Genomic DNA, 11,851 nt, shown 5'->3' on the forward strand with positions numbered 1-11,851 from the left:
CAATAATATTACGATTAGGAATAATGAAACTATGGCTGCAATTCCACAAAAATATGAAAACGCCGAACGCTGGGCTTTTGGTGATACTGAACAAGTCGCGGATGATTTATTGGCGCTGGTTCTCAATGGCACCAAAACAGCAACTTGTGCGGCATTAGATGATGAAGGTGTCCCGCAGGCGGGTGATGTATTTGTTGTGGTCAATGGTCGCAATGAGCCGGTATGCGCAGTTGAGCTGACGGATGTTGAGTTGAAAACCTTTGATCAGGTTGATGAGGCGCACGCTTTGGCTGAAGGTGAGGGCGATCGCACATTGGCTTACTGGCGTAAAACGCAACAACGTTTTTTTGAGGAATATGAACTCTTTTCCCCAGATATGATGCTGATTTGTATGCAATTCAAAGTGCTGGAAATATTCTAATAGCCGATTCATCCAGCAAGGAAACGGATTCGTTTTTGGTTAGTTGGTTTTATCGAATATGAAAGAAGAAACCGCCACTCATAAATTTTAGCTATGGGTGACGGATCTTTGAACTATCAAGTCACCCTCATTACCCAGGCATCTTGATATCGGTCATAGTGCTTTTTGTAGAGCAGTTTATCTTGACCATCTAATGTTGCGGGAATACTGGTACTTTCGTCCCACCCATCGAGCTGCATACACAATTCAGGATCCGATTTACACGGGATACTGACCGTGTTCTCACCTTTACCTACTGGTGCGGACAGCACTGCATCGTCAACTTCGAAATCTCTGATTTTTACCACAGTATTTCCCATAAAGACTCCTTCCTAACCTGGTGGTATGAGGTGTGACCAGATTGGCCGCCTTATTGAGAATAGCCGAGCTTAAAAAAAGTGCCAGAAGTTGTCGCGAAATAATGCTGCGTTCCTAGCAAGGAAGTTCGGCTAAATTAAACTGATTACGCCCATTCTTTTTAGAATAATAAAGCGCCTGGTCAGCAGCGAGCATTAAATCAGACTGATCAGTAATGCTGCTGTGCAGATGGGATTGGTAGACAGTGACACCCAAGCTGATGGTGACTTTGCGAAATTTACTTTCACTATGCTTGATACCCATCGCGCGGATAGATTGCAAAATGTGCTCAGCAACCAGACTGGCCCCTTTTTGATCAGTATCCGGCAAGATAGCCGCAAATTCCTCACCGCCATAACGAGCCACAATATCGGTGCTGCGTTTCAATGACTTACGCAATGCTCTGGCGACCAGTCGCAGGCAGGCATCACCAGAGATATGGCCGTAACAATCATTGAAATTCTTAAAGTAGTCGATATCAATCATTAACACTGCCAATGGCGAAGCTGAGCGCCTTGCCCGCATAAATTCATGGGCGAGCACTTTCTTGAACTCTCGACGATTGGGTAATTTAGTCAATGAGTCGGTTCTGGCTTGAATTTCGAGACGCCGATTAGCCTTAATCAGTTTAAGTTCCAGCAGCTTACGCTCGTGGATATCTTCTGCGGTGCCGTACCAGCACTCCACATTGCCGTGGTCATCTACACTGGGTACGGCGCGAATACGCATCCAGTTCCAACCTTTTTCCACATGACAAAAACGTATTTCGACATCAAGTGGGTCATGTGTTTGCAGAGAATGCTCCCAACTTATTAATGTGGGATGACGGTCATCAGCATGAATGGTTCGCAGCCATCTGTCTGCCAACGCTTCTTCGCGGGTTAGCCCAGTGATTTTTTCAAAGCGAGAGCTGACATTGGTGATCATGCCGTCTGGGGAGGCAGTCCAGGGGATCTGTGGGTTCAGTTCCACCATATTGCGATAATGTTGCTTACTGCTACGCAGCTTCTCTTCCATCTTTTTCAGTGCAGAGATATCAATCATGGCGACGGACAGGCCACTCACCTGACCACTAGGATATCTGGCGGCATTGATGCGCATGAAAAATACCCGTTGCTTATCCGGCATTTGAAACTCGGCATCGGGGATGCTGTCGTTACAATAGGCTTTTAGCAGGGCACTTTGCAGTATAGGGATGATACCAGGCAAGAAATCAGCCACCTTATGACCATTCACTTCAACGGTTTTTTTACCTAATAATTCTGCCAGATAGTCATTTACCGTCAGGTAGTGCAAGGCGGTATCAATAAAGCACAGGCCGGCTGGGGCACTGGAATAGATGGATTCCAACTCGAAGAGGCGCTGACTGGCATTGTAAGGTAAGTTGCTAAGATTACGGTCTATTCCCCGATAACCTTTGAATTCCCCATTGTCGTCAAAAAGTGGAATACCACTGCTTTCTATCAAGACTTCGCTGCCATCTGCGCGGATATTACGGTTTTGTAATCCCGCGAAAGGAATGCGCTCAGCGGCAATTTCGGCGAATAATTTTCCTACCCGATGAGCTTCATCTTTGGGCATAAAATCAAATGGGGTTTTGCCGATCACTTCATGAGGAAGGCGGCCTAGCAGCTCGATAGATTTTGCAGATGAAAACGTATAACGGCCAGCGACATCAACTTCCCAGATCCAGTCTGAATTATTTTCGATGATATCCCGTAAGCTGTTCATTTCTTTTAACAGAGCAATGTCAGCTGATTTTTCCCGATTATCATAATCAGTCATGATGCCCACTCCTGTTTAATCGCGGCTTTCCTTAGATAGAAGTCTGTCGGCTATTATTTAAGCCCGCAGATTGTATAACAGGGACAGATTTAGTACAGCTCATTCGGAATATTCTTATCTACAAATTATTTTATTATGATTATCACACTGAGAAATAAAGGAAAACCGGCAATGACCCATTTGAGGATATTGAAAAATGGGCCTCCCAGATAAAATTAGCAATCAATACACCAGAACCAGGCTAACATTATCCCGATAGTCGCCAGGCGTTTTTTGATTCTGATTGGGGTTAATCACCGCGCGAAAAGGAACGAGCTGCGCGGCTCCAGTTCCTGAACCAGGTTGCATTGAACTCGCATCCCACAGTGTGGTGCCGGAAGCGTTCTGATACAGTTGATATTGCAGATAGTCAGTGACAGTTGCGGAATTTAGTTTCATTTGTCGCCAATTCGTCACTGGGTTATCCCCTGGCGTCACATAAGTATTAAAGGTGGTGCCTTTGGTGCAAGTGAGGGTGATATTTTGGCTGATTGGGTTAAATTGTCCGACTAATGCAAAACTACCGAAATTGACATCTGGGGCGCTATTAATGGCGCAATCTTTGCTGACCACTAAAGTGACGGTCACAGTGGATATATCGGTGCCCGTTCCACTTCCTGTCCAATATCCTCCTATGCATGCGCCTAACGCAGCGATTTTGCAAATATTGTAAGTCCAGGCCAGATTGATGACATCAGTATAAGTACCAGCACTGATATTGACGTTAATTGCGCCGTTGGTTCCGGTACGAATATATAGCGGTAGGCTGGCCGTGATCCCGGTTAGGCCTACGACCAGTAGATTAGCGCTGCTGTAGTCCAGCACACCATTTATGCCCAGTGCGGGGCTAAAAGAACTGTTGCGATAAATCGAGTAAGGAATCAGGTCACCAGCTGCGTTCTTTAGGTTAAGATTATTCGTAGTGGTGGCTATTTTGGCTGACAAGGAATAGGAAGACAATAAACTGACGCCGGTACCAAGACAAGACATCGGCGTATTGCCCTGAGCATTAACGGCGGTGCTACCAGCGGCCACTGATGAGCCTGGCGGCAGGGTGACTGCGCCGGGCGAAAAGGTGCAGGAGTCAGCTTGAGCGGGAGGAGCAATAAGCCCTATCAGTAATATCAGCAAAGCGATAATACCCAAGTGGCTAGCTACAAAGCTGATTCTAATGTTATTTGGGGCCATATCCTCTCCATTATTTCCGCTATTATTGGCTTATTTGCAGGTTACTGTGCCAATATCCTGAATGCCTGTGCTGGCCTTAAGGGCAAATTGCAGATAGCAACGAGCTCCATTGTCAGCCCGGATTATTCTCAGCTTATTTTGTGGCTTAGCTTGTTCAATATAAGTAATACCGTCCCAGCCGACATAACTGACCGGTTTTGTCTCAGAGGTAAATACCGGGCTACCCTTAGGCAAATCTTTACCTGACTCATCGGTGATACGTAGTGTTGCGGAGGTGATTTGTTCTAATGGGAAGTCGATTAAATAACCACTGCGCTCGCTAATAGCCAGGCGCCGTTCAACTTCAGGCGTGGAAACATCTGCCGGTAAGCTCATTGGGTCAATCTGGAATTTTGCCTGATAATAAGATGTGACATTAGGAACTAATAAATAACCATCGTCGTTGGTTGTGCCGATCAGCTGATTTTCATAACTCACAGGAATCTGACCAAATCCATGAGTTGATATCAGTGCGAAAGCATCATTAATAGTGTTACTGGCATAGACACCATTATTCATTACCACCAGTGATCCGCTGACTTCGCCCCAGCTTTGATAATCACCTTGACTGCCATACACACCAACCCGGCTCTCCAGCGCGCGCGTCCGCCAGATAAGGTCAGCCTGCTGATAGCTACTATTTTCACCGGTACCATTGGCATAAGCCAGATTCCAGCCAAACCCGCCGTTAGTTGGGGTTGCCCGGCTATAGTTTACGCGTTGGCTCCAATTGTTATTGGTATCGCGCACACTACTGATACTGCCAGCCCCCCAATCCCCCAGAGGAATGCTTAACACCATCTGTGCGTTATAGCCCTTACTGCCCAATTCGCGGTTGAGTGAAAAGTAAACACTGGTGTTGTGCCAGAGGGTGGTGTTGTAGCTAATATTAACCAGACGAGTTCGCTCACCTAATGCATCACGGACGTCAAAGTAACCTGAGCCGATTGAACCATACGCACCTAACCCCAGGCTGCCGGTAATTTGGTCAGTACGGCGGCTGGGCCGGTATTCACTTTTATAATTTGCCAGATCGCCATAGTTTGGGCTGCGGTTAATCCGTTGCGCGTTCAAGCTGAAAAAAGCGTTGCTATAGCTGTAGCCAAGCGAGTATTGATTGCCGCGCCCGCCATAGCGCAGAGATGATGAGGATGGTGTGGTGCTGACATCTGTTTCTGTGGGGGCGATACCACTGCCTAAAACTGCATCACCGGCGTTACTGATAGTGTAAGAACTATTTAGGACACCATAATTTCCGACCCGCAAACTGACCCCACTGCCCACCACATTCAGCTGTTTGGCGATATCGGCTCGCCCTTCCAGTGTCAACCAGGGGGTGGTGCCATAACGTAACACTCCGCTGGCAACTGGCTCACCATAGTCAGCGGATCGAATGCCATAGTTTTGGCGCAACATGCCACTTGAAATACTAAAATCCCATAAACCGGGTTTGAGCAAATCGCTGGCGACATAAAAGGGGATTGAGGTGCTGACCTGGCGGCCTAACGCATCGGTGGTGACTACCGTTGCTTGCCCTGCGCCATTAATTCTTGGCCCATTATCAATCACAAAAGGGCCGGGGTTAACGGATGCCGATTGCGTTCTAAAGTTATCAATATAGAGGTCAACTGTGCTGGGAATGGCCGCCTGACCGGCAAACTGCGGCAGTGGGTAAGTCACTAAGTCCGGGCGAATAGCAAAGTTACGTGACACTTGCAGGCCGCCCACCCGCACTGAGCTACTCCACGCCAGCGAGCCGGTTATCAGGTCGCCCGCACTGTAGCTCAGTAAGTGATTCTCATCATTTAATCGCCACTGAGTATCGTAGCGGACATACCCTTTTTCTACCGTAACGTTATCGGTATCTGTCAGGTTAGTACGATAAATTCCGGTGTTACTGATCAAGCCAAAATGATCAAACAGGCGCTGTTCTGTCCAGGCCGAAGCATTGCTGGGTTGGCCGCTGCTATTTCCCTGGCTGGCATAGATATCGTAGTTAAACAGTAAGCCGAGACTGCTTTGCGCCAGATTGTAATCCTCTGTTGCCGTAGTATTCACTCGCTGCTGAGGCAGCCATTCGCTTGGAACATCAATGAGTAATCTCTGGCTGTCACCTTGATAGGTGACATGAACTTTATCCATGACATCAATAGCTACTTCGGGTGTGTTGGGTGCAGATGCGGGGAAACCAACCGCTTTTAACTGTTCGGGTGTCAAATAATAGTGGCCATCGCGATAAATCACGGGCACGGCTTCGCCAAAGTTACGGCCATTAACCACCAGTTCAAGATATAAGGTGGTGTCAGGCATCACCGCAGCAGATGGCGGAGGTGGCAAATCATCCCCCCTTACCGTTAGTGGTATAAATGCAGGGGATATCATTGATGCATACACCAATGTCAAAAATGGCGACAGCCTGAATTTGATAATCATCCCAAACCCTAACGTATTGACAGTTATTCCCATTTATCAATGCTATAGCGGCGCATCAATCAATAAAGACTCTTCATATGAATCGTCTATTGATGGGGAATAACGACAGGTTTTGTATGACTATTGACCAACGCAGTTAATTGCCCGCTATTGGCAGACGCAGGAACTTGAAAGCGCATTTCATTGCCCGGCAGTACATAGCCCATCAACCCACTATTGAGACTGGTATTCTGTAAGTTGACTCGAGATATTCGGGCATGGGTTTGCCCTTGATTTCGAATAGCCAGCCATGTTTTGCCACTATCCTGCACCAGTTTGTAGCTGAGACTCAGCGGGAAAAATGTTGCTGGATTATTGGCATCTTCAGACTTCAGACCATCACCATAGATGAATAATGGGACGGAATAGCGCATCTGAAACTTCAGCCCCATATTTAAAGAGGGGGTGGCGGCATCTTCGTTGGGATCTTTACGCGGGATCTCATCAATCAATACTCTGAATGCTTGTTCCTGACCTGCTGGTACTTGCGTATTTTTAATCAGCCGGATCAACTGACGTTTGCCCGGTAAAATTGTGGCAACGGGTGGGCTGGCGATGACCGCAGATTGATTGCTGTAATCTTCTTGTCCGGACTTTTGCTGCCAGCCTAAAACCCGAATTTGCATATAAACGGGCTGGCTGTCTTTATTTTCCAGCCACAGTGCAGTGGCTTTCTCATGACTATTGATCACCGGATCGATGGGCCAAATAAGTACCGAGGAGGCAGCATAAAGTGGGCTACTAGCAAATGCCGAAGCAAATAAAACCAACGACGCAAGTGATGTTAATTTAATCATGGTGAACTCCTTGTCGGTAAAATACACACAAAATAAAAAGTAATTTAATAAGTGACGGTCACTAATAGCGTATCGGTGTAATTCCCCGCAGTGGGGAATGAGCTACTGGCAAACAATTGCGCATATAAAACGATCTGCTGTAGCGTGCTATTTGCAGTAATGACCTGCGCAGTGCCGCCGTTACTGCCATTGCCCCAAATAACACTGCGAGCGCTATCTTGAAATACTTGATAAAACAGATATTCACCGGTTGCGCTGTTGAGTAATCGCCTGCCAGTGGCAATATTCCCAGTGGTATTTGCACCACTATTTAACGCCAGAGTGATGCTTGGCGTACCACTGCATTGAATAATGATTGAACCGGCATTTTGACTGGAAACGATATTGATGGCCGTTGACAGTGAAGAGACATTGCCAAAATTCAGCGCACCAAAGCTGCTGCTATCGGTGTTGCCACTGCCTAAAATGCAGCCCGGCAATATGGTGGCATTAACGGTAAAGGCGCGATTTAGCGTTTCCCCATAACTGCTTGTCATAGGCAAACCCAGCAGGCTAAAGACCAGTAATGTCATGAAGGTGGGATAGAAACTGTTCAGCGTCATCTTGCTTCCCCCTACCAATTGACCGTGACTTGAATGGTATCGGTATAAATTCCCACCGAGGGTGTGCTCTGTATCGGAATCAGCCCATAGACGGGGAGGGTGACGGGCTGCCCGCTGGCAACTTGAGAAATCCCGACGGTATTGTCCCAAATATGGCTATGTGCGGCGTCGGTATACAGGTTGTAATTGACATGCTGATTGGTCGGCCCTCCGACTAAATAGCGGCTGCTGACGCTCCCACTCTGCCCGGCGCTGAGTAATACGGTAAAACTGGTGTTTTTGCTGCATTGCACGGAAATTGCTCCACTGTTGGCTTGACCGATAACGCTTATCGGGCGGTTCAGCACAGTGACTGAGCCAAAATTCAAGGTACCAAAGGTGGTCGCCCCCGCCGTCGTTGTACCTGCAATGCAGGTAGGCAATAACGTCGCATTAACCGTGATATTGGCCGTTTTCGAGACGGCATAAGCTGGATAAATTTGCAGTAATAACAGTGAGAAAATGAACCCTAACAGCACTGTTTTATCGGTATTTATCCGTAAATTATCTGGCGTGATACCCAGAGCCATACCTGTTACCAACTGACCGTCACGTTGACGGTATCGGCATAGGTACTAACACTGGGTGTTGTTTGTGTCGGAACTTCACCATAAATGGTGAGTGGGATGGCGGTACTAATCGCGACCGCAGTGCCAGTCAGTTGATCAGAGCCTGTCGCACCCCAAGCCTGAGAATAGCCATTGTCTTTATACAAATTATAATTTACAAACTCTGTCGTCCCACCTGCCAGGCGGCGCTGGGCAAGTAAAGCATGTGCACCATTATCTATTCCGATATTGTAGGTAGTACCTGCACTACAGTATAAATTTAACGCGCCATTAGCTGTGCTGCTGTACGCCTGTCTGATTCGGGTATTTAAGGTCGAGACGGTACCGAAGTTTATGGTGCCTAAATTGGTTATCCCACCAGCGTTCGTCCCGTCGTTGATATAACACCCCGTAATAATGGTTAATGTCGCACCTAGCGTTCCGGTTACTGTGCCAGCACTTTCTACTGACGGAGCTGCTTGTAATAAAACCATTGCACCTAGAATAAATAAGGGTTTCTTCATTATTTCTTCCTTAATCATAAAATTTGCAGCCAGATAATCTAGAATTGAGTTGCGCCAATAACGTAGCGCAACTGATGTTTTCGACACTAATCATTAAAAAATCTAGATAATTAATTAATAGCAGCAAGATGCAAAAAATGTTCAATATTAATCAAAAAATTACTCATCCATCTCATATATATCATTTATTGGGTCTTTTTCTTGAAAAATGACAGAGCTCGTTTAACCCCTACATTCAAGATGAATTGATGTTTTATGGTTCTAATTATTAATATGAATCCTTTCAGCTGTGTCATAAACTCGTAATATCTATGGAGAGGGGAATATTTATTGATTAGATTTGTTTCTTAAGTGGATGACAGAAATCCCCAGCGCTATTGTGGCTAACAGTGCTGCAACGCCGTAAGTCAATTGCATTCCCTGGATAATATCCGTCGTGGCTGCCAGTTGAATATTTTGAGCGGTCGACGCGAAGGCAAAAATAGCCCCCATAACCGATGCGCCAGTGATAAGCCCAAGGTTGCGTGACAGGTTAAGCATGCCGGAAACGACACCCCGTTGATCGGCATTCACAGATTGAATCATTAGCGTATTGTTAGCCGTCTGGAAAATGGCATAACCAGCCGTAATCAGGCAAACCGGGAGAACATAGCCCAGCACACCCCAGCCTGCGGGGATGATCGCCAATATTGTGGTGCCAAACGTGACGCCGACCAATCCGCCGGTGACCATTATTTGAGCACCTAATTTATCCACCGCATAGCCCGCCGGAATACCTCCTAGCGCCGCGACTATCGGGCCAGCAGACATCGCTAAGCCAACCCATTGTGCTGGCAAGCCCAGCGCCCGTGAAAGATAAAATGGCCCAACAATCAATGTGGACATCATGATGGTAGTGACCAACGTGCTCATGATTAAACTGCCGCGCAGTACTGAATGGCGCAACATAGCGGTTTGAATTAAGGGGAATTTCGCCCTTTTTTCTGCCCGACTAAATAGCCAGACACCGATGGCCGCAGCTGCTAATAACGCTAAATTACGTGCATCGAACCTGCCATGTCCCCATGTCATCGATAGCGCATACAGCGCCAGAGTTAGGCCTAACAGCAGCATCCCGATGGGGTCAAAACCAGATTGCGGTTGAGTGAATGCAGTCCGATTACAGGGCAAGTAACGCGATATCAGTAGCAGGGCCAACAGTCCCAAAGGGATATTAATTAAGAACATGGCAGGCCAGCCAAACCCGGCAATGAGTATGCCGCCGAGAGAGGGACCAAGTGCGGTACCGAGGGCGGAGACGGTGCCGAGCATACCCATAACTCGCCCGGTTTTTTCTGGGTTAACCGTTTCACCTACCAATGCTAATGTCAGTGTCATCATGGCGGCAGCACCTAACCCTTGTAAGACTCGGGCGGCAATCAGTATCCCCATCGTGGGTGCCAATGCACAATCCACTGATGCGACGGTGAATAATCCAATTCCGGCTTTTAGCAACAGGCGCTTGTCAATGATATCGCCCATGCGCCCAATACTGATGGCCGATGTGGTTATCGCCAACAAGTAGGCTAATACCACCCATTGCGCATCCTGAAATGAGGCATTTAAAGCCTGCGTTAATGTGGGCAACCCTACATTGGCAATGCTGGTGGCTAATGACGAAAGCAGCATCGGCAGGGAGAGGCTGAGCACTGTTTTTCGCAGGTTGGTATCTTCGACTTTGAGTGAGTTTATATTGTGGGTATTGGCTTTCATGTGGGAATAGCTCCAAATAAGACTTAGTCAGAGGCTATTCCATTACATAACAGGGCGGAAGACGCACTGAATGCAGTTTATTACTGCATTCAACGCCATGTTATCACCGGTTGTGCTAGAGTCACTGAATGACAAAACCTGATCTCAATTTACTCCTTACTCTCAATGTTCTGCTGACAGAAGGCAGTGTGGTGCGTGCCGCCCAGCGATTGGGACTAAGTCCATCGGCAATGAGCCGTGCGCTGGCGAGATTACGCCAAACCACCGGTGATCCTTTATTAGTTAGGGCGGGGCGGGTGTTGGTTCCCACGCCAAGGGCGCTTGAACTGCGTGAGCAGGTCAGCCAATTAGTTGAGGGCGCAACATCGGTGCTGCGCCCGGCGGAGAAACTCAATCTTGCACAGCTGACGCGTATTTTCACATTGCGTACCAGTGACGGTTTTGTGGAAAATTTTGGTGCGACGCTGTTGGCGCGAGTTAACCAAGATGCTGCGGGGGTGCGGTTACGCTTTATGCAGAAAATGGACAAAGACAGTGCATTGCTGCGTGATGGCATTGTCGATCTGGAAACCGGTGTCGTGGGTTCTTCGGCCAGCCCTGAATTGCGCACGCGCGGGTTATTTCGCGATCGCTTTATTGCTGTTGTCAGGGCGGGGCATTCATTGAGCCAAGGGGAGATATCACCCGAACGCTATGCTAGCCAGGGCCATATTATGATTTCACGGCGTCAGGGCCATAAAGGGCCAGTTGATGATGCTTTGCAATTAGTGGGTCTGGAACGAAACGCAGTGACTTATGTTGACGGAATCTCGACCGCGTTGGCATTAGTGAAAGGATCAGACTTGGTTGCCACGGTTCCTGAACGTCATACCCGGAACCTGCGCAGCGGGATGTACAGCTTTTCTCTGCCGATAACCTCACCGGTTATTATGGTTTCTATGCTCTGGCACCCACGAATGGAGGCTGATCCGGCGCATCGTTGGTTGCGCCAATGTGTGTTGGATGTGTGTGGTGATGACTATCAGGGCGGCGTAACGTTACCGCCCTGATAGGCCCGCAAACTAGAAGTGCGGTATCGCCGTTCCCCAGTTGCGCCAGTCTTTAGGCTCTTGCGGGTTAAGTAGGAAATGTTGATTCACACTGGCTTTCGGTGCCAATGGGGTAGTTGGCGGTGTGGCGAAAGCAATGCCACCGCGAATAAACTGCTGGAAGGTGCCACTTTTCACCACTCCGCCGGTCAGGCCAAATT

12 protein-coding genes are annotated in these 11,851 nt (G+C 47.8%); 2 read left to right on the forward strand and 10 right to left on the reverse strand.

Annotation, left to right across the window (positions count from 1 at the left end; all coding sequences use genetic code 11):
• Positions 1-31 precede the first annotated feature (31 nt).
• Positions 32-421, forward strand: a complete 390-nt coding sequence (locus ACNSO8_RS17325) for an ASCH domain-containing protein (RefSeq protein WP_019079251.1) — start codon at positions 32-34, stop codon at positions 419-421.
• Between the two features lie 116 nt (positions 422-537).
• Here the strand turns inward: ACNSO8_RS17325 and ACNSO8_RS17330 are convergent, their stop codons facing one another.
• The 9 genes from ACNSO8_RS17330 to ACNSO8_RS17370 all read right to left on the reverse strand — a co-directional run bounded on the left by ACNSO8_RS17330 (position 538) and on the right by ACNSO8_RS17370 (position 10,602).
• On the reverse strand, positions 538-780 hold the full coding sequence (locus tag ACNSO8_RS17330; protein WP_418395356.1) for a DUF1480 family protein: 243 nt from the start codon (positions 778-780) through the stop codon (positions 538-540).
• Positions 781-892: 112 nt separating this feature from the next.
• Positions 893-2,602 carry a diguanylate cyclase gene (locus ACNSO8_RS17335; RefSeq protein ID WP_019079253.1) on the reverse strand — a complete coding sequence of 570 codons (1,710 nt, stop codon included), beginning with the start codon at positions 2,600-2,602 and terminating at the stop codon, positions 893-895.
• Between the two features lie 222 nt (positions 2,603-2,824).
• Positions 2,825-3,829, reverse strand: coding sequence for a spore coat U domain-containing protein (locus ACNSO8_RS17340; RefSeq protein ID WP_263700645.1), 1,005 nt, complete (start codon positions 3,827-3,829; stop codon positions 2,825-2,827).
• 30 nt (positions 3,830-3,859) lie between these two features.
• Positions 3,860-6,301: a fimbria/pilus outer membrane usher protein gene (locus ACNSO8_RS17345; protein WP_418395357.1), complete on the reverse strand. Its 2,442-nt coding sequence runs from the start codon at positions 6,299-6,301 to the stop codon at positions 3,860-3,862.
• 86 nt (positions 6,302-6,387) lie between these two features.
• Positions 6,388-7,137 (reverse strand): molecular chaperone, encoded by a 750-nt coding sequence (locus ACNSO8_RS17350; RefSeq protein ID WP_019079257.1) that lies wholly within the window; start codon positions 7,135-7,137, stop codon positions 6,388-6,390.
• A 44-nt stretch (positions 7,138-7,181) separates the two neighbouring features.
• Positions 7,182-7,739, reverse strand: a complete 558-nt coding sequence (locus tag ACNSO8_RS17355; RefSeq protein WP_050121740.1) for a spore coat U domain-containing protein — start codon at positions 7,737-7,739, stop codon at positions 7,182-7,184.
• Between the two features lie 11 nt (positions 7,740-7,750).
• Positions 7,751-8,308: a spore coat U domain-containing protein gene (locus ACNSO8_RS17360; protein WP_019079259.1), complete on the reverse strand. Its 558-nt coding sequence runs from the start codon at positions 8,306-8,308 to the stop codon at positions 7,751-7,753.
• A 5-nt stretch (positions 8,309-8,313) separates the two neighbouring features.
• On the reverse strand, positions 8,314-8,850 hold the full coding sequence (locus ACNSO8_RS17365) for a spore coat U domain-containing protein (protein ID WP_046695056.1): 537 nt from the start codon (positions 8,848-8,850) through the stop codon (positions 8,314-8,316).
• Positions 8,851-9,177: 327 nt separating this feature from the next.
• A complete protein-coding gene (locus ACNSO8_RS17370) occupies positions 9,178-10,602 on the reverse strand; it encodes an MFS transporter (RefSeq protein ID WP_418395358.1) in 1,425 nt (474 codons plus the stop codon).
• A gap of 128 nt (positions 10,603-10,730) precedes the next feature.
• On the opposite strand from ACNSO8_RS17370, the gene ACNSO8_RS17375 reads away from it, so the two are divergent.
• Positions 10,731-11,651 carry a LysR family transcriptional regulator gene (locus ACNSO8_RS17375; protein WP_019083014.1) on the forward strand — a complete coding sequence of 307 codons (921 nt, stop codon included), beginning with the start codon at positions 10,731-10,733 and terminating at the stop codon, positions 11,649-11,651.
• Positions 11,652-11,663: 12 nt separating this feature from the next.
• On the opposite strand, the gene ACNSO8_RS17380 is transcribed toward ACNSO8_RS17375, so the two are convergent.
• Positions 11,664-11,851: hypothetical protein (locus ACNSO8_RS17380; protein ID WP_418394911.1), on the reverse strand; the 188-nt coding region annotated here is incomplete at its 5' end.

The organism is Yersinia sp. LJYL362 (genome assembly GCF_048323875.1).